Genomic DNA, 21,270 nt, shown 5'->3' with positions numbered 1-21,270 from the left:
TTTACAATGGTTCATCGCATTGACTTAAGTATTCTGTACACTTGCATCCTTGAGCACCCGATGGCCTTGGCTATCGCCGTTGGCCTCGATCCTTCTTGGTACAGGGATCTCACGCGGCTGATGTCTATGCGAGTTTTGCCGCCCTTATAAAGGCCCGCTGCTTTTGCTCTCTCGATCCCCTCTCGCTGTCGTTCTTTTATGAACCGACGCTCCATTTGTGCGACCATACCGAGTACGGTGAGAATGACATGGCCCATTTCCCCGCGAGTAGAGACATGAGGGTCCAAGATAGTGACAAACGCCCCGCGTTGCTGACACTCGTGGACGATGTTGAGCACATCGCGGGTATCACGCCCGAGCCGGTCAAGCCGAGTAACAAGGAGCTCATCGCCCTGCCGCAGAAACTCGATAACGGTAGCCAGCTCGGTGCGGCCCTCCCTACTGGCACCCGAAACCTTTTCGGATCGGACAATCTCACAGCCTTCACTGCGAAGGCGATCAAGTTGACTATGTAAGTCTTGGTCAGTTGTACTAACGCGTGCGTAACCAATGCGGGCCATGTGTAACCTCAAGCTTTAGGCCCAAGGCTACCTTGTCACAAATAGCTGCCGTCAACCCAGATGTTACGGCCTGACTTGTAACGATAGGCATGTCACACAGGGGTATACCCCGATGGTACGGTATAAGTCTTGGTATCGTTGATAAGTGTTAGACGCATCTACACGTCGCGATAACCATCAATTGTTTTATATCCCGCCACAAGTATAGCTTCAATCCGCGCGTCGATTTCGGCCAACGCCGCAGGATCGCGAGCGATGTCAGCCTCTTCTTTCTTTATTTGCAGCGCTCGGCTTTCGAGATGAAGATCGAAATAATCCTTGCGATCAATCCGAGATAGCAGAGCTAAAGCCTCGCCCCAGTCGCGCTTTTTTATTGCAGTACGAGCCTGCATTTGCCACGCGTCATAATGCCGACCGGCAGCCAAGGCGAGTTCGACAGTTTCGGCGAGAAGGCTTAGGTCGCCCTCTTCAATGGCAATTGCGCACTCTAGCAGGGCAATACTAAGACGGCTGCCCTTAGGGGAAGCTTTCGCAGCAAGGATATATTTTCTTGCCGTGGGAAAATCGTTTTCCCGAAAAGCGCGGCCCGCTAAGTAGATAGATTTTTCAGCGAAAACGTCGGGAGCGACATCGAGCTGCTTTTCGAGGTCTTGAGCCTCTTTGAAACTTCTCATGCCGCGTAAGGATCTGATTTTCAGGACGAGGAGGCCTGTGTCACGAAACAACTGGAAATCGGGGATTTTGTCTAAGGCCTCTTTCGCCGCTGAGAACTTTTGATCTCTAATGTATGCTTTCGCCAACAGCCGAACATTCCTGTTCCTAAAATGTTTCAGTCTAAGCGAGGTAGACAGGTTTTTAGCAGCCTTCCCGTAATCCTTTTCAATGTAAAACGCGTGACTTCCGATCAGGTAGTAGACAGAGGGAAGCGCTTTCTCCGACATAAAGCTGATAATGTCCTCCGGGTATATGCCTCCTCGGATCGCAGCATCGCCCCCTGTGAACAATATTTGCTCAACGGCATCATCCGACGTCCTCATTCCTATCGCCATCTTAGAAAGAGTGTAAACACGCCGAAACGCCTCGGTTTGCTTCTTGGGTAAGGTTTTTGCGGTCTGAAACTGCTCTGTTACAAGGCTAAGAAGATTCGACCCTGTAAGAACAGAACGTAGCTCTTCGGGTATGACTCCCTCCAAGTTCACGACTGCGATAATTAGGGCGTCGATTAGGTCCGCCTCCAGATGTCCAGCTTTGATCCTGGCCTCTATCAACTTACGGACGGCGGTGAAAAGCGAGGCCGAATCCATATCGGAATCACGACGAATTCTGGCTGCTACCACCTCAGGAACGCTATAATTCCCTCCTTCTCCCAGTTGAATAAGCGAATAATCAAGCAAGTCCCAAACTTTATCTACTAGGTTTTTGCGATCATTCGAACCGATCAACTCAGTGAGCAGGTTTAAAGGAAGCTTCGGAAACCACCCTAAGATAGTGAGTATTTTTTTCTGGATCGGCTCAAGTATCCCACTTGAGAATATCGCGTCTAACGTTTTATCTTGGAATGCGTAGATCGGCTCGGGATTAAGATCCATAGAATTCAGGCTTAAGCCACTGTTCGTGAGAAACGCTACATGGTGAGCCGTCGCAGGATGTCCTCGTATTTTCTTGGAAATCGCTACAGCCGAATCCATGTCAAAGTACCGACTGTTGGTTTTTTTGCTCAGAATGTATTGGATATTTTGCTCGGATAAGTCGGTGACCTCATACTGGCGAGCGCTTTTGACGTGCGCCAGTATCTCCGCGGGCAGCTTCCGTTCCGAAATATAAACAAGACGAAGATTTCGAACCTCAGTGGAAAGCCGGAAAAGGGCTTCGAGCCAAGGCTTCAAGTTCCTGCTACGATCCCTAAGACCCCATCTGGTTCGTAGCACTACAACTTGGTTTAACTTAGCCCAATGACTCAACGACCTCAAAACCATCGAGGCCTGCTCTTCGGGGCCCAAACGTTGGAAAGCTGACAGCTGCCGTTCGATCTCTTGTTTAGACAGAGCGCCATCAAGATCCTCCATCAAGCGCAGGTGAATATCTGCTGCTTCAGCCATATCCGGCAGGTCGAAGACTGGTCCCGCGGGTCTCATGCCAGAAAATGAGGTGTTCACAACGCTTCGCGCGACAGAGGTTCGTCCCATCCCGGGAATACCAGCCAAGATGAGATGTTGCAAAGGCGTGCCCACCTGCGTCGGAGCGGATAAGATATCGAGCTCGATACCGCGCGTGAGGTCTTCTCGGCCGACAAAAATCTCCTTTGGCACTCCTGCATCAATCAATGTCTGGTCTTGCAGGTGGATAATTGCCCGAACGATGTCGTTGACCTTGTAATCAGCGGTCGTAGTCCAGTAACGCTTCATCCAATCGGGAAGACTTGAATGAGATGCCCCCCCGATTGGGCAGACAAGAATTTTGGTCCGTGAGTCTAGAATTTTATGGATCCGCGCTTGGTCTTTCTCGAAGTCTACCCACGGTTTTTCCGAATGGCTCGAATGAAAAAGCACGAACACCGACGACTCTCCGACGCTTTTTTCCATGGCGTTTAAGGTAGCTTGTCCGGGTGCGATTGTTTTGGTGTCGTAAAACACACTCGACGCGTCCAGTCGTCCATAAACCTTCTGAACGAAGTCCTTGTCTTCGCTGGCATGGGAAAGAAAGATTCGGCCTGCCGCTACCATACTTGCTCCGGTTCTCGCGTTTTCTCTCTTCGAGAAAGTCAGATCATCAACATTTTGGCAAGATAGAGAGCCGGGAAATTCCGCCCTTGTTCCGAACCTCGTAAGCATCACGTCCAATCGGTTCCCCCGTGCTTGATCATGTGATCACAAGCAGCATACCGTGACGGCAACAGCGTGCTCCCGCCTCGTAATGTCGGGTTCACCCGAGGTTCACTACGGATCTCAGTGTGATTATATGCACGACTTGCCCCCACTCGTCCAAAACCTCGTAGGCGTCACGTCCTAAAGGTTCACCTATGCGGACGCGCTGGCTTACGATCTCTCGTGCGGCTGCAACGCCCTCTTCAAACGCGGCGAAATCCGAAGCTAGATCTTGGCCGGTGTGATCTTTTTTAATAGTGTTAGCGCTATGGAAATTGAATCGATAGGTGGGCAATGCTTTCTCCATTTTTTGGAGGAGCTAACGACTGGAGCGCTTTGCGGTTCCTGAGAATGAACGACCTTACGGGTGAATGGGGCCCGTACGCGATACTCGCGCGGCCCGGCGGGCTGTACTAGGGGGTTTTAGGCACCATCCAAGCATTGCCGACGCCGCTTGCGTGAAGATTGTCATGCGCGGTCATGGTGACAAAAAATGCCGATGTCTTAGTGACCGGTTAAATGCTCGACCAAAATGCCGGCTTCCACGGCAGCTCGTACAAAAGCGCTGCGAACAGAATCCGTTGCAGCGTTATCATGCAGGCAATCGAAACATGCTTTGACCGCTACGTAATAACTTTCGCCGTCATCGTCTGGCCATTCCGTAAGCAGCTCTCTGGCCGCATCTTCGACGGACTCTATCACAATGTCCCGTTCACCCACGGCCGAGATGAGCTTGATTGGCCGAAATAGGTGCAATGTGTCCTGTTCCAAAGCAGAGTTCCTCGCGAGTTAATCTTTGCCATTAACTCAGCAATAACCGTGCCATCGAAGTGGAAATGTGACGGCAGCGCGCCTCGTCCGTTGACATTATGTCCACCCACAGCCGCCCGCTGAGGCGGCTTTCTCTTTGCCGAACGAGTGCAGAGGTTCATGGCGATGAGGAAAAAGGGCCGGCGCACGCCAATGAGCCGACCCTTCAGGAGAGCGCTGTCCAGGCGCAGTGGCGTATTTAGCAACGCTCTTTGGCGTTGTCACCGGGCTTACAACCGAGAGTTCGACCAATTAAAGACAGTCTCGCTCGACGCGCCGGTGCCCGGGTGCGATGGAATGACGTATCTCGCCAGGCTCGCTGATCCGCACGTTGTTTCAGGCTGACTGCACTCCACCAGGCGGGTCCGCTTCGGCGGGTCGTGCTACAAGTTGCAAATACACAAGGCAAAGAAAAACCCGCCGAAGCGGGCCTAGGAAGTCAGTGCTGATTGAGGAGGGCTGGAGATCTCCAAAGCCCTTATGGGGCAATTGAGATGCTACATTAGAAGTAGATAAAGAGCAATCCCGCGGAACCTTAGCTAGGAGCTGCATCTCCTAAGCGCGGGCGCTTCGCGCAAAAGCTTTCGACGACCGGTTACTCGTTCGGACGCTATTTGCTGCATTTCCGTCTATTCGTTCGCCATGCAGCGCTTAAACGCGGAAATGGCGGCGCCAGCGCCGCTAAGGCGGACTGAGGCGCCCTTCCCGCCGAACTCGGCAACCCGTAGTTCCTCGCCGTTGCCAACGTCGTCTAAGAGACTATCGGGCAGGTCGTTGAAGGCATACCATTCGAAATACTCATCCAGCGAGCCGCTGGACGATGCTGTTGTGCGGCCGTCGACCGTCCAAACCGCACGGGTGTCTTTGTCGAAAACTCCTGATACGAACCCGCTCATGGCGGCGCCCGGCTGCCCGATAAAGCCTACCTTGATTTCACTCTGTTCAGTCTCGGCGAGACAAAGGACAGTCCCTTCCTCCTCTTCTTTAGCGAACCTCCATTCGTTGCTAGAGGGGGCAAGCTTTTCTCGCTGTGGCCGATCACTTTGTGGCTGCTCAGCAGGCGCTTTTTGCGCTTGGCCTTCGGGTTCCTCAGCAAAGGGCGACGTCGGCCCGCCTGACGCTGCGTTTCCTTCTACGGGGTAGAAGGTCGCGGCCTTGCGTCGAAGGTCGGCGATGCATTTATTAAGCGCGGTTTTGACCTGATAGGCCTCATAACGATCGGGAGCCGATACCGGCCAAGCAGGCTCATTTCCGGCAAATCGCACGCGGAAGCCCACCCCCCGACCTTTGGTGTTCAGCATGGTCTGAACAGAAAGCTCTAAGATAAAATAGTTGTCGGAGTTCCGTCTCTCACGCCGTATCGGCCCCGCCAGCGCGGTCTCGGTCGCCGTTGTTACCGACACCGGCACTTCACCACCCGCCATGTCGAGCGTGATGTCGGTGGTTCGACCGGCGGGCAGCTTCCAGCTATCGGAATGAACCCGCGCCCATGGCTCTACGAAATCCCGGTTGATCAGCACATACTGGATATCCAGGCCCTTATCATCCCATATCTGGGTGCGGAGGTTGCAGGTGGGCTTGGGACCGGTTTCAGTGACCGGGGCCAATGGCAGGTCTTGAGTCACCGCCCACACCTCACCAGAGGTGTAGGTATATTGTTGAGCCATCGCCGGGACCGGCCCGATCATCAGGGCAAAGCTGATCGCACTAAAAATTGCTTTGAACATCTTCTAATTCCTATTCAGACGGCCGGTCACCACCAACGTTAGGCGGCAGCGCCGCTCAGGACGTCAGCTTTCATTTTTTCGAACTCAGCGTCGCTGAGCGCACCTGAGGCACGCAGGGCCGCCAGCTTTTCGATCCGCTCGACTTTGGTGCCGCTAGCCGCCGCAACAACTGGATCGCCGCCCACGGGTGCGCCAAAACGATTTGTGCCGGGTGTCGATGCCATGCAGCCGAACACGATGAAAGCGACGAGGCCAATCAACGGAATGAGGCATACCAGCACGAGCCAGCCGCTTTGATTGGTGTCGTGCAGCCGCCGCACGATAATCGCCAGCGAAGGGATGTAATGAGCGATGATGATGACCGCGGAGACGAGCGGCTCAGGACCGCGTGGCCCGGCAATGGCGATGTCGATGATGAAGCCGACGATCGCGAGAACGAGTACGCCGAGGTGATAAAGCCAGAACTGTGACCGGGTTGATCGGCCTTTGAAGGTTGCATAACGGCGCATGGCATCGAGATAGGCAGTCATGTGATTTCCTTGTGGTGGTTGTGAGCGAGTCAAGCCAAAGGCCGAAACAGCAAAATTAATATGGGACTCACAGTCCGTCGATTGTCAAGTGGACGATGTGCGCATGTGCGGGCTATGAATGCTCGCGAATTGATAGGCTGGAACCTGCGTAAGCTGCGTGTCGAACGCAACCTCTCCCAAGAGAGGTTGGCGCTTGAGGCGTCGATTGATCGCTCATATGTCGGCCGCATCGAACGTGGAGAAGAGAACCTCACCATCTCAGTGCTGGAAGCCCTCGCATCCGCTTTGAATGTGCCGGTGGGTATGTTTTTCATTGAGGCCGTGAGCGATGAACGTCCCGCGCCCTTGAAGGCAGGCCGCAAACCGAGAGGTGCAGGCAAAAAAGAAGCCGCGACGTGATCGCGGCTTTGCCTTACTCGGGTTTGCAGTTCACGCCGATTCAATATTCGTCCTCCCGCATGATGGTCATGACGCGGGCGGTGACGGTGGCATCTGCCGGGTCGGGCGATTCATACCGGTAGTCCAGGTCGTAATAATCGATCTTGAAAAAGTAGCCGCAACCAGCGACCTCCACGCGACCGAAGTCATGCTCGCCATAGGGATCGTTGCTGGGCGTGAACGCGGCGAACCCACTCACCGCCTGCAGCAGCATCGCCCGTTGATTGTCATCCAGTGCCCGCACGCACGCCGTCAGCAGCACCCGCCCGGAGATGAAGGTGGTGCGCAGCGTGTCGTTCAGCCGCCGGATACGTTCTTGCTGAGAAGGTGATGATATCGACATGGCGATAGCCCCCTGACCGCCGGCATCTGTCATCGGAACGATTGTGATCGTTTGCATGGCGCGTCACCGTGCCGGGGACAGCGGGTGCAGCAGGGCTAAATCGACAACGTTGCAGGTGAAGGTCGGCAAGTCGGGATAGTCCTTCCAGCGAAGCCGGTATTTGTCGCTGCCTACAGCCTCAACGATGATCGCCTCGAACCAGCCTTCGGTCGGATCCTCGGTCGCCAGCACGAGATCGCCGATCATCAGTTTTGACCAGTCCTCCGGCAGCCGCGGCGGGATCTCTACCTTTTTCGCAACGGCATAGCTGTTTGCCGCCGCCTGTGCAGCCGCGACGCGACCGGCAGCATTGGTCAGATAATCTTCGTCGAGGTGGGCCGCGAGCTGATCATAGACGCTTCGCTTGACGAACGGCACGAACGCCTTGCCGCTTTCGAATAGCTTGCCCTTTGGCAGAACCGAGGCGATGGCAGCGAGTTCATCATTCGAGATGTCAACGAGGGCAAAGCCCATCAGGTCAGCCGCGACGGCTGCGGCATCGGCCTGCTCTGCTTCAAACCATGACGCGTGCGGTTTGTTTTGATCATCAAGGCCGACGAGGATCACGGTGGCGACGCCAGCGGCGACCGAAGCGATTTGTGCATCCGCAGCGCGTGCGGCAGACTGAGGTCGCGGGCCATTCAGAATGGAAACGTGCGGTAGGGTGACCTTGGCTTTGCCGAGTGCCGGTATGTCGAATTGCGGTGTGCTCATTTTTAGCTTCCTTGAATCAAAGAGAGCGCCCAAAGCGGCGCTCTCGGTCGACATTCGAGTTCGATCAAAATCGATGCGAACGTTGTCACAATACATCATTAGTCTAAGAAAATCAATATCTTAACGTTTCGTCGACTTTTCAACGGGCACAGCTTTGGTGCGGTGCTGCAAAAAAAAGGGCTAGCCATGGGTGTGCCGACCAACGCATTAAACGTTCATTCGAGGAGCTTTACTTTGTCTGGTACGGCAGCGAGTAGGAAACGATAGAATGCGTCCTGTTTCTCCTGGCCTTTGACCTTCCTCAGGCGCAATTTCGTTTGAAGCCCGCCACTATCGGCTCTAAGAAGTCCCTTCGATTTCCACGTCTTCAAGGCTGCCTTCGAGAGCCCCATGCTCTCTACCTGCGATGCGGGAACAGCTAAATAAAGTCGCCCGTCTCTGCCGGTGATGAAGAAGCCCGCCAGTTTGCCAAACGTGCCATCAGAGATTTCGGGTTTTGATCCACTTCTGCAGTCGACAAAACTGTTACCTGAATCCGTCATGTAAGAATGGAGGTGGGAATCCTGGCTCGTTTCTCGACCTAAAGAGGCGTGATCGGTCCAAGCCCTTAAAATGGACCTCCTGACTTTCCCCCATCGCTGCTTGTGAAAGGCTCCGGTCTTAAAAGACACCACGGCCGTCGCATAGGCCAGTGCGAAAGGCTGAATACGCCGATGGTCCAACGTGCCGACGTCCGCGCTTATCATCCCCGCTGCCTTAAGAAATTTGGCAACCGCCTTCTCGATGATGTTCTGCAAATGCGCCTTGTCGGATATGGCTAGATTAAGAAGCTTGCGGATCAGGCGCCGTGCGGCCAGCCCGTGATGTTTCTGAACGGTCCGAAAAACTCGTCCCATTGCCGTACCAACTGCGTCGCTGTTCAACGGGATTGTGTCGAAGAACCCGTTGGCCCGCTGCGGCATCTGGAAAGAGATCAGACGCACCTCAAGGGCATCAATGACGTCCTGCTCAGGTGGTAGCAATGACCTTATCGGTTGATTGGAATTTGACAGCACGGTCACTGAGTGGCCTCTGTCTTCGACGCCGCTACGGCCACGGCCTTGACCGGAGGACACGCGGTGTACGACGTTCGCGATCATTTCACCGCGCTTATGGACATCCTTCGACGCAAGCGTAGCCTCATCTAGAACCAGAAGGTGACTATTATAATCTCGAAAATATTCCTCGATCTTATTATCAGTCATATTCCAGCGTTTTGCGTAGCCATCCTGTTGCGTGGCAAAACCCCACGCGGAGGCGGCAACGATACTCGTGAGGGCGGATTTATAATTGGTCGAACCGCCCACCAGCTCCATGATCTTGTTTTCGACGTTGAGGCCAGCCGCTACCGCAAACGGCTTGATCACTTCGGACAGGGCGAAAAAGAATACAGTGATAGGGATCGACTGGTTCCTCAACGCCGCCGAAACAAAAAATTCATACGCTTGAAACCGCCCTTTGGACGCGAACACCTTGTTGCTCCCCACCAAAGGATAGATGTTCGATACCTCGACAGGACTGATGATGCTGCCATCGCCATACACAAAGTATCTAGGAATATCCGCATCCTCGTAACCTAGCCTCGTTACGACTTTCGACCCGTCCTCCACTTGTGCCCCGGCGATGAGAGCTTTGATAAGGCGCTTCTGTTCTGGAAGAGTAGCGAGTACGTCAATCTTCGCAAGCTCGCCAAATACTCGGCTGTCGTTGGTAATGACCTCCGGCGCGGGAATAAGAGCGTGTCGGCCTTCCGCATAAAAACGATAATACAGAAGGTCGTCGTCACCGCGAACAAGCGTAACCGAAACGTTTGATAGTTGGACTCTTGTATCGCTATGAAAGCGCTGGGCGGATTCCGGGGCTAGCCCCTGTTTTTGTGATAGTGCCGGTGCCGCAGGTTGTTCGTGAGAAGGCGTATTGCGGCACTTAGACGGAGATGGCCTGATCATAGGTGCAGTTGCCAACCCCTTATCGCCCACGCCCGACTTCTTGCCATCGGCAGCTATGTTAGAACGCTTAACACGGTGCTTCGTTGAATCTTTCATTTCAGATCTCCAATAATGGTTGCCATTTCGAGGTGGGAAAATCGGGAGGTGACAGGCTTTGCGAAGCCGCCGAACTGGATCGTTTGCGCAATCGGCATGGTTGCCATGCAACGCAGCCAGTGATCCGCTTCGGCAGGGGGCATTCGGTTCGTATTCCGGTTTTTCCGGCCCTTGGAGATGTATTGAACCCTATCCTGAGGCTTCATTTTCGTGAGATAGCCCAGCAGGTATCCGAGCTGGTCGGTTGGGACATCGACTACCCGCAGAGGCTTGTCGCGCCCCTTCGACGCGCGAGGTAATCGCACCTGGAACGCGCCTTTCAATGCCAGTTCCGGTACGCCTCCGATAAGGATGTGAACGTGCGGCTCGAATGCGTAGTCGTTGCGCAAGTTGCGATCACCAGACATCTCGAATGCAGCCACGAAAATGGGGTTGTAACCCTCGTCGCGGAGCTTCTGGATCGAAGAGCGAACCTTCCGACGGACGGCATCGAAGCTTGCGCGCGTCGCTATAGATGGCGCAACGCGCCACCGTTTGTCGGCCACGGTTACGTGAAAGAACTGCCTGTCGGAATGCCGGAGAATAGGTTCAATCTCGGCAGCCATGAACATCTGAAGACGTGCCCATTCAAATCGGCAGGCGGCACTTCTTCTTCCATCGTCGAGTGAATTCCAACCTACGTGGTAGGCCAGTGAAATTCTCGATAGGCGGACCATCACGTCGGCCTGCTGGCGTAAGATTGCATTCGATCTCAGCTGTGACTCTGGAAGGCGACGTCGCACTGCTTCGTTAAGCTGGCGGTGATGTTCCAATATCCACGAGTGGATACTGGCCTTCTTGTTTAGGGGGTGCATAAATAGCTCCATTGGGCACAGGTCCGCATTCGGAGGCCGATGGCTCTCCGGCGGGCGTGGGCAATAAGGGGTTGGTTTTATTTATAATCGCTCAGGGGAGAGCGAGGTGGCGGGCATAGCGTGCCTAGTCCGAGACCTTTGTCGTCGTTGCAGACATGCTCGAATTCAAGTCAGGTCGCCCTGATCAATCTTCGCGAGGAGGGCATGGATGTCCTCTGCCCTCCATACAGTGACCCGCGCCGATATTTTACGGGGCTTCGGAAACCTTCCGTTTTTTACGCCTGCCCAAAAACCCGAGCGGCTGATTGGCAGAGGCCCCCTAGGTGCGAGTATCTGTTTGAGGCGAACAAACCCTGTTTTGGGAAAGACGATTGGCGGCATCGGGCTTTCTTCAAGTTTCCGATCTAAGGCAATCGGGTGGGTCATTTCCTGTCTCCTATGTTGTCGTTATTGACGAAACAGAAGATGACAGGTGTCTCACTTGTTTTAAATTGTTGCCGGTTCCATGGATAGTGGCTAAAAAATTAGACAGCTAAGTGAGATTATCTATCTGATATAATTCCGAAAAACTTCTTCAAAGCATTCATTCTCGACACCACTCAATTTCGGAGGAGCAAAAGACATAGCCTGACCTTCGCCCAAAAGCTGGCGGGTGCGTTTTTGGAGGTCTTGATCCTTCATGCGCGAGAAAATGTGGGACGCGACAAAGCGTGCACGCCCCATCCAGAGATCTATGTATTTTCGATGTTCGTGATATGAAAACGAACCGTCCAGAAGGAAATAGAGCAGGGTCCGCCGATTGACCTTGATCGTCGACGCTGCATACAACATCGCCAAGGTCTGCTTGTTTTTGCTCCACCGATCATGAAGAAGCGACCGCGACACGTACTTCTGTTTGAAATCGAAGCCGCGTTTGGGCTCTTTCAGAGCGTCAAATATCACCACAGCCTTATTGAGGCTGGGCGTGAAATCGAATCCGGGTCGACCGAAGCGATCAACGGCGTGATGCAGATACACTAGCGCTCTTACGGCGGTGTTTATCGGCTTCTCGACGGGGTCGTAGGCAATAATCAAAGCGTCAATAGCTGCGCCGGAGCGAAAGGCTTGGTAACCGCCCAGACAGTCGAAAACCTCGATCAGAAAGTCCAGCCCGGTGAAAAGGTATCGAGCCGCAATGTCTTTTTCGACGGTTAGCCCGTCATTCCCGACAGCGAGCTCAGCCCGATCCATGTGCGTCAGCACCGCCTGAGCCATTAGAATCTCGCGGATCTCCCGATCACGGGGAAGAACAAGCCAACCAGCAAAACTTGCTGCAAGAACGTCCTTATATCCGGCGTAGTAATCGCGTTCATCCGAAATGATCTGAAGGATTTTTTCGGCCTTGTAGGGGCCGTTGCGTACTTGCGCCATCGGCCAGAGGCGCTCCTCGCTATGATTATGAGAGGAGAACTTTTGCCGCAATGCGGTCAACGCCTCGACGACGTGGCGCATCTCCTCAGATTCTAGAATGTCGCGAACTTCCACTATTTACTCCTGGCGCATTTCTACTGTGCGCAGGGAAGATAGGCTGCTTCGGCTACCTAATCGAGAGACTGGCTAGCGTTTCACGCAGCTAGCGCTATAAATCAGAGCAACTAGACAGCCCTCGTGTCGCAGCGATGCAAAATAACGGTATTGCCAACGGTATCGCGGTAGACCTTCTAAGAAAAGCTGATGTATTGCAGTATGTTAGGTGGCTCTATAGATTCCCTTCACCCGCTCCATTTACGCACTTCACCCGCTCCAGCTGCCTTGACAATGACTTAGGTGGCATATCGAATAGTCCGGAAAGCGGCCAAGCGTTGGCGTGGTCGTTAAGGCTGCAGCCAGCCGTCCCGCTTCCGGTGCGATGACGGTCTCCGGCGCCCAGCCGCGATGGGCAAGCCTGATCACCGTCGGTCTCGAGAGTTGGCTGTCCAAGGGACAGTGCGTCTTGTACGAGGCTTGGATCGGTGATGCCGATGAAAGGTAGCCGCAGCAGCCGCGCGATCGCCCCGTACTAGGCCTCATCGCCCACTTTTCCGGAGCGAAGCAGCTCCGGCTCGATCGACGTGCCGTGACGGAGCGCCTGCTCGCGCAACCTGGCGATCAACGGTTTTGAGAAACCGAGCGCGGCAAGTGCTGCGGCTTCCTTCTCCGGATCGGCCTCTGCCCACCGCTCCCCGGGGCGACTCAGGTGGTTGTCCGAAATACCGTCCGGTGTCCCGGCGTCAGGCTCATCGTCACAAATCGCCGATCCCTGCGGTGGATATTCCCCGAAGCGCATGGTTCTGTTACACCGTCCCCAAGGAGCGAACCGAAAGGGGCGCCCCAGCCTGACCCGCAGACGATCATAATGAGGCACCGGATGATTACATCCCCAGTTTGGCGGGGGGCGCGCGATCTCTTTGCGGTCTTCATGATGATGACGGCCGCTTTCGCAGCACCCGGCAAAGCCTTGAGCGCGGAGACAGGAGATACCCTTCCGTTGATGTTCGACAGCCGCGAACGTCTGGCCCGTCCCGATCTGTCGACGGTCGTACGCCTGCGCATTCTGACGACCACCGATTTCCCGCCTTTCAATTTCACCGACCAGACCGGCCGCCTCTCGGGCTTCAATATCGACCTCGCGCGGGAAATCTGCGCCGAGCTGAAGCTCGAGGCCAAATGCCAGATCCAGGCTTTACCCTTCGGCGATCTGGAAAAGACGCTCGAAACCAACGGCGGTGAAGCGGTCATGGCAGGCATCGCCATGAGCCCGGAGCGGCTGGAGCGCTTTCTGTTCTCGCGCGCCTATATCGGCATTCCGGCGCGTTTTGCCAGAAACCGCTCGATCGATATTCCGGGCGATACCGCCGGCGCACTTTCGGGCCGTCGGGTCGGTGTTGTGAAGGAGACGGCGCATGAGGCGATGCTGAAGGCATTTTTCCCGGGCGTCACCGCCGTGCCTTTCGAAAACGACACGGAAATGACAGACGCCCTGAAGGCAAAGAAGGTCGACGCGGTCTTTTCCGATGGCCTGAGGCTGCCTTTCTGGGTCTCCAGCGAGGCCTCGGAAAAATGCTGCGCGCTCTTCGATGGTCCCTATCTTTCGGAAAAGTTCTTAGGTGAAGGCCTGTCGGTGATGGTCCGCCGCACCGATCCTATCCTGGTCGCGGCCTTCAACCAGGCGCTTGCCGAACTGGCGCGCAATGGCAGGCTGCAGGATCTCTATCTGCGTTATTTTCCGAACGGTCTTTACTGACGGCTTGGGAATTTGTTCCTGCTTCTGCTAGCCGAGGAGACAGGCCTTACTGGCTCGCCCAGATGATCCGCGCCATCCATTCCACGTCGGCAAGGTCGAATGCCCGGTTGGGGTGTTCCGGGTTGAGTGACATCACCTCGACGCTTTTCGGGCTCTGGCGTGCCAGCACCTTGGCCATTACCTCGCCCTCGCGGGTTTTCAGCACGACGCGGTCGCCCCGTCTGACCTGCGCCCCCGGCTCGACGATCAGAACATCGCCGTCACGGTAGAGCGGCATCATCGATTCACCCTGCACTTCGAGTGCATAGACGCCCGCCTTGCGCGACGGGTCGGCTGGAAACTCGACCACATCCCAACCCTGGCTGGCAGGAAAACCGCCATCGTCGAAAAAGCCGCCGGCCCCCGCCTGAGCAAAGCCAAGCAGCGGAATATTGCTGGCCTGCGGCGGAAAATTGCCGTCCGGGATCTGGCTGCGGCCATTTGCGGGCAGATAGCTCATGAACTGGTCGATCGTCGCACCGGTCGCATCGAGTACTTTGGAAATCGATTCCGTGGAGGGCCAGCGCAGCCGCCCGTCAGGGCCGAGACGCTTGGAGCGGTTGAACGAGGTCGGATCCAGTCCTGCGCGTCTTGCAAGCCCGGACGGCGTCAACTGGTGACGTTCGGCAAGCCTGTCGATCGCGTTCCATATGGCGTCATGTGACAGCATCGTCGCCCGTGCCCCGGCCTTTGCCCAGCCCCAATCCGCGTCCCGCAGGACCGTGACGACTGAAACCTTCAGTCAGAGATGACGCGCCCAGTGGATTCCAACCTGCACGCCAATACCGGAGAAGGTCTCGCCCGGCGCGCGATTTTAACCGAAGGTCACGGGCGCGTAAAGGCCGAAAGGAATAAAATCCTCTCGTATGTGGCTAAGCGACCATGGCCATGTTGATCTTGCCGAGCTTGATCACCGCCTGGGTCCGGCTGTCGACATTGAGCTTCAACAGGATCGCCGAGACATGCGCCTTGATCGTCGCTTCCGACACGCCGAGCTCATAGGCGATCTGCTTGTTCAGCAGTCCTTCGGCCAGCATGGTCAGCACCCGGTTCTGCTGCGGGGTAAGCGTCTTCAGCCGGTCGAGGATCTCGATCAGCACCGGATCGTCCTCTGTCTGGCCACAATTTATGCCGGGTGTAAAAATTCCGCCGTCGAGCACGGTTCTGACCGCAGTACGGATGTCGTCGAGGCTGGACGATTTCGGGATGAAGCCCGAGGCACCGAGTTCGATCGACCGGCGCACGGTGCCATGGTCGTCCGTGGCCGAAACGATGACGATCGGAAGCGCAGAATACTGCGCCCTCAACGTCATCAGCCCGGAAAACCCGCTGACCCCGGGCATGGCAAGGTCGAGCAGCATCAGGTCGGCATCCGGATGGTCGTCCGCCGCCTTGAGCGCGGCGGAAAACTCGCCGCATTCGATGATCACGACATCCTCCGCCATTGCCTGAAGGGTCTGGACGAGCGCGCCGCGAAACAATGGATGGTCGTCTGCGATGATGATTGTGAGTGTCTGCATTCCCACGCCTCCTCCCAAAGGCATAGTTTTGCTGAGATCGAAATCCCGGGCCCTCCTCAAGGCCTGCGTCAATTTGTAACTCTCTTGACGAGTCGAAACAAGGGCGCCTTGTCCCGTCACACATCTTGAGCGAGCAGAACGCACCTTTATCTGTATCGCTTATGCGACAGCATCACATCAGACTGCCATGTCATGACGTGACATGCGTCAGGTCTTGTCCGGTTGCGGTGCCGGGTCCGGTTTACCGGTAAATTCCCGCACGATACCCATGAAGCTCCGCATGAACCTCTCCATGATCGAGAGTGACCGATCGACTTCCGCATCGCTCGGCAATCGTTCCGGCGGCGTCTGGCTCAGGCGTTCCTCCAGCGCGGTCACCCGCTTTTCCAGAAGGTCGAGTTCGGTCTCATAGGCAGCGCGTTCGTCCGGTGCCATCCGGCAGGTCAGTTCGTTGTTTTCATCCCGGCAGACGGTGATGGCCCCGGTCTCGGTATCCAGCCGCACGATGCCCTTATCCGTTCGCTGCAGCTGGAATCGCTGCTGCGCCTGTAATGCACCTGCATGAAAAACCATGCCGGCCACGGAAGCGGCGGCAATGATGTTTGCCAATCTGCGCATATTTGTCTCCTCCGATAGAGATGGACATTTGGCCGTCTTTGCGGCAAACGGTCCGCATCGCCGCTTATCGGCATTAACGGTTCGCAAGACCCCAAAGTTCTCACAAGCCGAAAATCTCAATGGAGATGTGTGATGACGGATACCGTTTACAAGATCGTGCCCGAAGCCATCTGGCGTGAAGCCAGGGCGAAGGGCGTCTTCGAAGGCGCCGAGATCGACCACCGCGACGGTTATATCCATTTCTCCACCGGCGCCCAGGCGCGCGAGACGGCAAAGCTGCATTTCGCCGGCCTCAATGGGCTGCTGCTTGTCGCCGTGAATACGCTGGTTCTCGGCGATGCCCTGAAATTCGAGCCGTCCCGTGGCGGCGACCTCTTCCCTCATCTGTATGGCATCCTGCCTCTGTCGGCCGTCCTTTGGGAAATGCCGCTCCTGATCGGCGTCGATGGCCAGCATGCCTTCCCGGAGAAAATGCCATGATCGGCCGCCTAGCGGGTATTGCCTCCCGCAGCCTTTTCGTTTTCGATCCCGAAACCGCCCATAACCTGTCGATCACCGCGCTGAAGACTGGCATTTCGCCGGTCTGTCCGCCGAAGCCCGATCCGCGCCTGGCGCAGACGGTGGCCGGCATCCGTTTCGCAAACCCGGTCGGCCTTGCCGCGGGATATGACAAGAATGCCGAAGTGCCGGATGCGATGCTGAAGATCGGTTTCGGTTTCACCGAGGTCGGCACGTTGACGCCGAAACCGCAGGCCGGCAACGACAAGCCGCGCCTCTTCCGTCTGGTCGAGGATCGCGCTGTCATCAACCGTTTCGGCTTCAACAACGAAGGCCATGAAGCTGCTTTCCGCCGTCTCACCGCGCGTCGCTCGGCTGCAGGTATCGTCGGCGTCAATATCGGTGCCAACAAGGACAGCGCCGACCGCATCGCCGATTACGTCCTCGGCATCCACCGTTTCTATTCGGTGGCAACCTATTTCACCGTCAACATTTCCTCGCCCAACACGCCCGGCCTGCGGGACCTGCAGGCGCGCGAAAGTCTGGCAGCGCTTCTGTCCGCCGTTCTTGCCGCACGCGATGAAGAGGCGGGCCGCGCCGGAAAGCTCGTACCGATCTTTTTGAAGATCGCGCCGGATCTGACCGAAGAAGGTCTCGACGACGTCGCAGCCGAAGCGCTCGCCCATGATCTCGATGGCCTGATCGTCTCGAACACGACCTTGTCCCGCGAAGGCCTGAAGGATCAGGTCACGGCAAAGCAAGCCGGCGGCATGTCCGGTGCGCCGCTTTTTGCGAAATCGACCGCGGTCCTGGCGCGCATGCGCAAGCGTGTCGGTTCCGCTCTGCCGATCATCGGTGTCGGTGGCGTCGGAAGCGCCGAGGATGCGCTGGAAAAGATCCGTGCCGGTGCCGATCTCGTGCAGGTCTATTCCTGTATGGTCTATGAAGGTCCTGCGTTGCCGGGCGATATCAACCGCGGCCTGTCGAAGCTTCTCGACCGCGCCGGAGCGGCGTCGATCCGTGACCTGCGCGATACCCGTGTCGATCACTGGGCCGCGCAGGCGCTCTGATCAGCCGGAAAGAACCATGGCCCAATAGGGCCTGCCGTCCTTCGCCGCTGCCATGGCAACGCCGAGCCCCCGATAACCTCCCAGCATGTTTTCCAGGTGCTTGGGGCTGTCGATCCAGGCCTGCACGGCGGCTTCCACCGACTTCTGGCCGGCAGCGATATTTTCCGCAGCCGGCAGCGCCACATCGCTCTTTTTCATCCGGGCACCGAAATCGTCGCCGAACCCGATCAGATGCTTCATCTCCTCGGCCTTTGCCATCCGGATTGCCTGGATGGCCGCTGCCTTGCGCGCCGATACATCCAGCGCCAGCGCCGAAAGCCCTTTGCTCGCACGCAGCTTGTTGACCATCGGCAATGCAGCCACCGTATCGTCCTGCGAACCCGGTGTCGGTGTCAGCACGGCGGTGGTCGAACAGCCGGCCAGCAGCAGGCCGGTTCCTGCAATTGTCAGGCCGGAAAGCGCGAGAAAACCTCGCCGCGAAGGAAGAGTCGAAATGGTCATCAGCGGCGGTAGCTCATCAGACGCAATATGACGAAGATCGGAATGACGATGATCGCGCCGAGCAGCAGGTAGTCGCCGACCCGTCCGAGCGCCCGGAACCCGTTATACCAGAGGTCGAGGAAATAATAACGGATGCTGTCGATGATGTTGTCGGGCGTGAAGCCGAAGAAGGCGAGCACGAAACCGACGATCAGGCAGACCACGATCAGCTTTATGATCGTCCGGCCGATCGAGTCGCCGAGGAACTTGTTCACGCCATCCGCCATTCTTGGTCGTCTCCGTTGCTTTAAAATGCCATAACCGCGGTAACGACCGCTAGCAACCGTCAGATAGGCATTGCCGTCAGCCTCTCAAATAGAACTTGAGTTTTTTTGTGGCTTCGGCAATGAGCGGCAGGATTTCAGGACAATATCGATGAGCCAGTTCTCTTCCGGTGACGTGATCGCCGACCGCCGTGCCGATTATGCTCGCATGCTGGCGGAAGGCAGCGACTTCGCCGCTGCCGCCGAACTTATGGAACAGGCACTGGAACTCGCACCCGTTTGGGCCGCGGGCTGGTTCCGTCTCGGCGAATATCGCGAGAAGGCCGAGCAATCAACGGCAGCGGAAGCCTATCACCGTGCACTGGAACTCGAACCCGAAGACGTTTTCGGTGCAACACTGAAACTGGCCGTCATCGGCGCGCAGGAAGCGCCCGCCAGTCCGCCCAGCCGTTATGTCGAGAGCCTGTTCGACGAATATGCCGAGCGTTTCGATACCGCGCTGGTCGAAAGGCTCGATTATTCTGTGCCCGGAAAACTCTGGAAGCTGGTTGCGGCACATGCGCCGTTTGCGCTCACCGTCGATCTCGGCTGCGGCACGGGGCTGTTCGGCGCGGAAATCAGACAGAGCACGCGGCGTCTGGAAGGTTTCGACCTCTCTTCGAACATGCTTGCCAAGGCGCAGGAGAAGGGGCTCTACGATCATCTCGGCCAGTCCGACTTCAGCTTGGCGGCTGAAGCCTCCGGCCTGTTCGGCCTCGACTTATCAGCACATCGCGCCGATCTCATCTCGGCAGCCGACGTGCTGATGTATCTCGGTTCGCTGGAAACCGTTTTCCCGCTTGTCGCCGATCTCCTCGCGCCTTATGGATTGTTCGTCTTCTCGGTCGAGGATGCCGGAGTAGACGTCGGCTTCGTGTTGCGTGATAGCCTCCGTTACGCCCATTCGGAAGCGCATATCCGGTTGCTGCTTGCCCATCACCGGCTGGAACTTCTGGAAATCGAGTGCACCACCATTCGCATGGATGCCGGAAAGCCTGTCCAGGGCATTCTGTTTCTGTCGCGAAAGATGGAGTGAAGCCGCGTTTTCTTGCGATTTTGTGTCGCGCCTTCACGCTGTGTTGATGACGCTTGATGAAGCCGCTATCGCGATGCACAATCGCGAAAAAAGGGGAATAATTTGGCCGACGAACAGAGCGCACAGAAGCGCCGGCTGGGCTTTTATAGCCTTGATCCGGCTCGCCACACAAAGCTGGAAGATGCCCAGGGCCTGTTCATCAGCTCCATGGTCGCCGCACTTGGGCTTTACTTCCTCAGCCAGGCCGGTTTTCTGACCAGCGGCACGGCGGGTGTCGCCTTCCTGCTCCATTACGCTTTCGACATCCCTTTCGGCGTGCTGTTTTTCGTCGTCAACCTGCCCTTCTATTATCTCTCGTTCAAACGTCTGGGTGTCGGCTTTTCTTTCAAGACCTTCATTTCCATCCTGATGGTTTCTTTCATCACCGAACTGGAACGACAATTCATCGTCATCCAGCACCTTGATCCGTTCTGGGCAGCACTTCTCGGCGGCATCCTTATCGGCTTCGGTCTGCTCGGGCTTTATCGCCACCGGGCCTCGCTCGGCGGCATCGGCATTCTCGCCATCTATATCCAGGACCGGTTCAAGGTGCCCGCAGGCCTCGTGCAGCTGGCATTCGACCTCTGCGTCATGGCCGCTGCCTTTTTCGTGGTCAGCCCGATAACGGTGATGTGGTCGCTGCTGAGTGCGGTCATTCTCAACCTGCTGCTCACTATCAATCATCGTTCCGATCGATACATCGCGGTGCGCTGACAATGGCAAACGTCACGAACAAGAAAAGCCCCATCGGCTTCTGGGCATCGAGTTCGGAAAAACATTCGATCATCGAGGATGTGCAGGGCGTCGTGGCGGGCTCCATGCTGGCGGCCCTTGGCGTCACCATGCTGTCCGCCGCGCATATGATGATCGGTGGTACCGCCGGCCTCGGTTTTCTGCTGCGCTATTCGGTGGATATCAGTTTTGGCGCTGCCTTCTTCCTCTTGAACTTGCCGTTCTACTGGCTGGCCTACAAACGTCTCGGCCTCGTTTTTACGATAAAAACCTTTTCCGCCGTGGCACTTACGTCCGTTCTGTCTGGCCTGTTGCCGAAACTGATTGGCTTTTCCAATATCGAACCAGTCACCGCTGCTCTGTTCGGCGGCTTGTTGATCGGCTGCGGCATGCTGGTGCTGTTCCGCCATCGCGCTTCGCTTGGCGGTTTTGGAATTCTGGCGCTCTACCTGCAGGATCGCTTTGGCTGGCGCGCCGGCTTCGTTCAGCTCGGGCTGGATTGCGTCGTGCTGATCCTGTCCTTCTTTGTCGCCAGTCCGTTTATAATCGCCTGCTCGGTGCTTGCGGCGCTGGCGCTCAACCTTACGCTTGCCATCAATCACCGTACGGATCGTTATATCGTCCGGTAAGCAATTCCAGGAAAAGTGCTGCGCGGTTTTCTGTCCGGAATTGCGGATAAGGAAAGCCGGC

Annotated in this window: 25 protein-coding genes; 7 read left to right on the top strand and 18 right to left on the bottom strand. The window is 56.3% G+C overall.

The genetic code is table 11. From position 1 onward, the window contains the following. Window positions 1-11: 11 nt before the first annotated feature. The 6 genes from FHP24_RS08470 to FHP24_RS08445 form a co-directional block, all read right to left on the bottom strand. Window positions 12-560: a recombinase family protein gene (locus FHP24_RS08470; protein WP_139675455.1), complete on the bottom strand. Its 549-nt coding sequence runs from the start codon at window positions 558-560 to the stop codon at window positions 12-14. A gap of 158 nt (window positions 561-718) precedes the next feature. Further along, complete coding sequence (locus tag FHP24_RS08465) at window positions 719-3,391, bottom strand: toll/interleukin-1 receptor domain-containing protein (protein WP_246091682.1); 2,673 nt, start codon at window positions 3,389-3,391, stop codon at window positions 719-721. A 91-nt stretch (window positions 3,392-3,482) separates the two neighbouring features. Further along, window positions 3,483-3,731, bottom strand: coding sequence for a DUF6894 family protein (locus FHP24_RS29410; RefSeq protein ID WP_139675452.1), 249 nt, complete (start codon window positions 3,729-3,731; stop codon window positions 3,483-3,485). A gap of 197 nt (window positions 3,732-3,928) precedes the next feature. After that, window positions 3,929-4,195, bottom strand: a complete 267-nt coding sequence (locus FHP24_RS08455) for a DUF982 domain-containing protein (RefSeq protein ID WP_139675450.1) — start codon at window positions 4,193-4,195, stop codon at window positions 3,929-3,931. A gap of 668 nt (window positions 4,196-4,863) precedes the next feature. Beyond that, window positions 4,864-5,961: a hypothetical protein gene (locus tag FHP24_RS08450; RefSeq protein WP_139675448.1), complete on the bottom strand. Its 1,098-nt coding sequence runs from the start codon at window positions 5,959-5,961 to the stop codon at window positions 4,864-4,866. A gap of 38 nt (window positions 5,962-5,999) precedes the next feature. Then, a complete protein-coding gene (locus FHP24_RS08445) occupies window positions 6,000-6,491 on the bottom strand; it encodes a DUF805 domain-containing protein (RefSeq protein WP_139675446.1) in 492 nt (163 codons plus the stop codon). Window positions 6,492-6,605: 114 nt separating this feature from the next. Here FHP24_RS08445 and FHP24_RS08440 point away from each other — a divergent pair, with 114 nt between their 5' ends. Next, window positions 6,606-6,890, top strand: coding sequence for a helix-turn-helix domain-containing protein (locus FHP24_RS08440; RefSeq protein WP_139675444.1), 285 nt, complete (start codon window positions 6,606-6,608; stop codon window positions 6,888-6,890). Between the two features lie 40 nt (window positions 6,891-6,930). Here FHP24_RS08440 and FHP24_RS08435 read toward each other — a convergent pair whose 3' ends face one another. The 7 genes from FHP24_RS08435 to FHP24_RS08405 form a co-directional block, all read right to left on the bottom strand. Further along, a complete protein-coding gene (locus FHP24_RS08435) occupies window positions 6,931-7,329 on the bottom strand; it encodes a DUF3768 domain-containing protein (RefSeq protein WP_246091639.1) in 399 nt (132 codons plus the stop codon). Window positions 7,330-7,335: 6 nt separating this feature from the next. Further along, window positions 7,336-8,025, bottom strand: a complete 690-nt coding sequence (locus tag FHP24_RS08430; protein WP_139675442.1) for a hypothetical protein — start codon at window positions 8,023-8,025, stop codon at window positions 7,336-7,338. A 215-nt stretch (window positions 8,026-8,240) separates the two neighbouring features. Further along, the gene (locus FHP24_RS08425; RefSeq protein WP_139675440.1) at window positions 8,241-10,109 is read right to left on the bottom strand and encodes a DUF927 domain-containing protein; all 1,869 of its coding nucleotides are present in this window, start codon (window positions 10,107-10,109) and stop codon (window positions 8,241-8,243) included. Next, on the bottom strand, window positions 10,106-10,714 hold the full coding sequence (locus FHP24_RS08420; RefSeq protein ID WP_139675438.1) for a hypothetical protein: 609 nt from the start codon (window positions 10,712-10,714) through the stop codon (window positions 10,106-10,108). The genes FHP24_RS08425 and FHP24_RS08420 overlap by 4 nt, the downstream gene beginning before the upstream one ends. A gap of 414 nt (window positions 10,715-11,128) precedes the next feature. Beyond that, window positions 11,129-11,389, bottom strand: a complete 261-nt coding sequence (locus tag FHP24_RS08415; protein ID WP_246091638.1) for a helix-turn-helix transcriptional regulator — start codon at window positions 11,387-11,389, stop codon at window positions 11,129-11,131. A gap of 120 nt (window positions 11,390-11,509) precedes the next feature. Beyond that, window positions 11,510-12,487, bottom strand: coding sequence for a hypothetical protein (locus FHP24_RS08410; protein WP_139675436.1), 978 nt, complete (start codon window positions 12,485-12,487; stop codon window positions 11,510-11,512). A 514-nt stretch (window positions 12,488-13,001) separates the two neighbouring features. After that, on the bottom strand, window positions 13,002-13,268 hold the full coding sequence (locus FHP24_RS08405) for a hypothetical protein (RefSeq protein WP_139675434.1): 267 nt from the start codon (window positions 13,266-13,268) through the stop codon (window positions 13,002-13,004). A gap of 81 nt (window positions 13,269-13,349) precedes the next feature. Here FHP24_RS08405 and FHP24_RS08400 point away from each other — a divergent pair, with 81 nt between their 5' ends. Then, window positions 13,350-14,225, top strand: coding sequence for a transporter substrate-binding domain-containing protein (locus FHP24_RS08400; protein ID WP_139675432.1), 876 nt, complete (start codon window positions 13,350-13,352; stop codon window positions 14,223-14,225). Window positions 14,226-14,271: 46 nt separating this feature from the next. Here the strand turns inward: FHP24_RS08400 and FHP24_RS08395 are convergent, their stop codons facing one another. From FHP24_RS08395 to FHP24_RS08385, 3 genes are all read right to left on the bottom strand, one after another. After that, entirely contained in the window at window positions 14,272-14,934 is a 663-nt protein-coding gene (locus FHP24_RS08395) for a S24 family peptidase (RefSeq protein ID WP_139675430.1), read from the bottom strand. A gap of 202 nt (window positions 14,935-15,136) precedes the next feature. Beyond that, window positions 15,137-15,784 carry a response regulator transcription factor gene (locus tag FHP24_RS08390; RefSeq protein ID WP_139675428.1) on the bottom strand — a complete coding sequence of 216 codons (648 nt, stop codon included), beginning with the start codon at window positions 15,782-15,784 and terminating at the stop codon, window positions 15,137-15,139. Between the two features lie 207 nt (window positions 15,785-15,991). Then, a complete protein-coding gene (locus FHP24_RS08385; protein ID WP_139675425.1) occupies window positions 15,992-16,402 on the bottom strand; it encodes a hypothetical protein in 411 nt (136 codons plus the stop codon). A gap of 132 nt (window positions 16,403-16,534) precedes the next feature. On the opposite strand from FHP24_RS08385, the gene FHP24_RS08380 reads away from it, so the two are divergent. Continuing rightward, window positions 16,535-16,882, top strand: coding sequence for a DUF952 domain-containing protein (locus FHP24_RS08380; RefSeq protein WP_139675423.1), 348 nt, complete (start codon window positions 16,535-16,537; stop codon window positions 16,880-16,882). Next, window positions 16,879-17,970, top strand: a complete 1,092-nt coding sequence (locus FHP24_RS08375; RefSeq protein WP_139675421.1) for a quinone-dependent dihydroorotate dehydrogenase — start codon at window positions 16,879-16,881, stop codon at window positions 17,968-17,970. The genes FHP24_RS08380 and FHP24_RS08375 overlap by 4 nt, the downstream gene beginning before the upstream one ends. On the opposite strand, the gene FHP24_RS08370 is transcribed toward FHP24_RS08375, so the two are convergent. After that, entirely contained in the window at window positions 17,971-18,471 is a 501-nt protein-coding gene (locus FHP24_RS08370; protein ID WP_139675419.1) for a CAP domain-containing protein, read from the bottom strand. After that, entirely contained in the window at window positions 18,471-18,737 is a 267-nt protein-coding gene (locus FHP24_RS08365) for a DUF6460 domain-containing protein (RefSeq protein ID WP_139675417.1), read from the bottom strand. The genes FHP24_RS08370 and FHP24_RS08365 overlap by 1 nt, the downstream gene beginning before the upstream one ends. 142 nt (window positions 18,738-18,879) lie before the next feature. On the opposite strand from FHP24_RS08365, the gene FHP24_RS08360 reads away from it, so the two are divergent. The 3 genes from FHP24_RS08360 (at window position 18,880) to FHP24_RS08350 (ending at window position 21,209) form a co-directional block, all read left to right on the top strand. Then, window positions 18,880-19,809, top strand: coding sequence for a class I SAM-dependent DNA methyltransferase (locus FHP24_RS08360; RefSeq protein WP_139676190.1), 930 nt, complete (start codon window positions 18,880-18,882; stop codon window positions 19,807-19,809). A 102-nt stretch (window positions 19,810-19,911) separates the two neighbouring features. After that, window positions 19,912-20,562 (top strand): YitT family protein, encoded by a 651-nt coding sequence (locus FHP24_RS08355; RefSeq protein ID WP_246091637.1) that lies wholly within the window; start codon window positions 19,912-19,914, stop codon window positions 20,560-20,562. Window positions 20,563-20,564: 2 nt separating this feature from the next. Continuing rightward, window positions 20,565-21,209, top strand: coding sequence for a YitT family protein (locus tag FHP24_RS08350; RefSeq protein WP_139675415.1), 645 nt, complete (start codon window positions 20,565-20,567; stop codon window positions 21,207-21,209). Window positions 21,210-21,270 lie beyond the last annotated feature (61 nt).

The sequence above is a fragment of the Aliirhizobium smilacinae genome (assembly GCF_006335145.1).
In the GTDB taxonomy this organism is placed as follows: Bacteria; Pseudomonadota; Alphaproteobacteria; order Rhizobiales; family Rhizobiaceae; genus Neorhizobium; species Neorhizobium smilacinae.
This window is presented reverse-complemented; position numbering and strand designations above follow the sequence as displayed.

Excerpts from the sequence above, each read along its gene's own strand:
- FHP24_RS29410 (WP_139675452.1), bottom strand. The coding sequence starts at position 3,731 with ATGGAGAAAGCATTGCCCACCTATCGATTCAATTTCCATAGCGCTAAC.
- FHP24_RS08380 (WP_139675423.1), top strand. The coding sequence starts at position 16,535 with ATGACGGATACCGTTTACAAGATCGTGCCCGAAGCCATCTGGCGTGAA.
- FHP24_RS08395 (WP_139675430.1), bottom strand. The coding sequence starts at position 14,934 with ATGCTGTCACATGACGCCATATGGAACGCGATCGACAGGCTTGCCGAA.
- FHP24_RS08350 (WP_139675415.1), top strand. The coding sequence starts at position 20,565 with ATGGCAAACGTCACGAACAAGAAAAGCCCCATCGGCTTCTGGGCATCG.
- FHP24_RS08365 (WP_139675417.1), bottom strand. The coding sequence starts at position 18,737 with ATGGCGGATGGCGTGAACAAGTTCCTCGGCGACTCGATCGGCCGGACG.
- FHP24_RS08405 (WP_139675434.1), bottom strand. The coding sequence starts at position 13,268 with ATGCGCTTCGGGGAATATCCACCGCAGGGATCGGCGATTTGTGACGAT.
- FHP24_RS08420 (WP_139675438.1), bottom strand. The coding sequence starts at position 10,714 with ATGGCTGCCGAGATTGAACCTATTCTCCGGCATTCCGACAGGCAGTTC.
- FHP24_RS08470 (WP_139675455.1), bottom strand. The coding sequence starts at position 560 with ATGGCCCGCATTGGTTACGCACGCGTTAGTACAACTGACCAAGACTTA.
- FHP24_RS08400 (WP_139675432.1), top strand. The coding sequence starts at position 13,350 with ATGATTACATCCCCAGTTTGGCGGGGGGCGCGCGATCTCTTTGCGGTC.
- FHP24_RS08415 (WP_246091638.1), bottom strand. The coding sequence starts at position 11,389 with ATGACCCACCCGATTGCCTTAGATCGGAAACTTGAAGAAAGCCCGATG.
- FHP24_RS08385 (WP_139675425.1), bottom strand. The coding sequence starts at position 16,402 with ATGCGCAGATTGGCAAACATCATTGCCGCCGCTTCCGTGGCCGGCATG.
- FHP24_RS08370 (WP_139675419.1), bottom strand. The coding sequence starts at position 18,471 with ATGACCATTTCGACTCTTCCTTCGCGGCGAGGTTTTCTCGCGCTTTCC.
- FHP24_RS08435 (WP_246091639.1), bottom strand. The coding sequence starts at position 7,329 with ATGCAAACGATCACAATCGTTCCGATGACAGATGCCGGCGGTCAGGGG.
- FHP24_RS08430 (WP_139675442.1), bottom strand. The coding sequence starts at position 8,025 with ATGAGCACACCGCAATTCGACATACCGGCACTCGGCAAAGCCAAGGTC.
- FHP24_RS08425 (WP_139675440.1), bottom strand. The coding sequence starts at position 10,109 with ATGAAAGATTCAACGAAGCACCGTGTTAAGCGTTCTAACATAGCTGCC.
- FHP24_RS08390 (WP_139675428.1), bottom strand. The coding sequence starts at position 15,784 with ATGCAGACACTCACAATCATCATCGCAGACGACCATCCATTGTTTCGC.
- FHP24_RS08445 (WP_139675446.1), bottom strand. The coding sequence starts at position 6,491 with ATGACTGCCTATCTCGATGCCATGCGCCGTTATGCAACCTTCAAAGGC.
- FHP24_RS08465 (WP_246091682.1), bottom strand. The coding sequence starts at position 3,391 with ATGCTTACGAGGTTCGGAACAAGGGCGGAATTTCCCGGCTCTCTATCT.
- FHP24_RS08440 (WP_139675444.1), top strand. The coding sequence starts at position 6,606 with ATGAATGCTCGCGAATTGATAGGCTGGAACCTGCGTAAGCTGCGTGTC.
- FHP24_RS08450 (WP_139675448.1), bottom strand. The coding sequence starts at position 5,961 with ATGTTCAAAGCAATTTTTAGTGCGATCAGCTTTGCCCTGATGATCGGG.
- FHP24_RS08375 (WP_139675421.1), top strand. The coding sequence starts at position 16,879 with ATGATCGGCCGCCTAGCGGGTATTGCCTCCCGCAGCCTTTTCGTTTTC.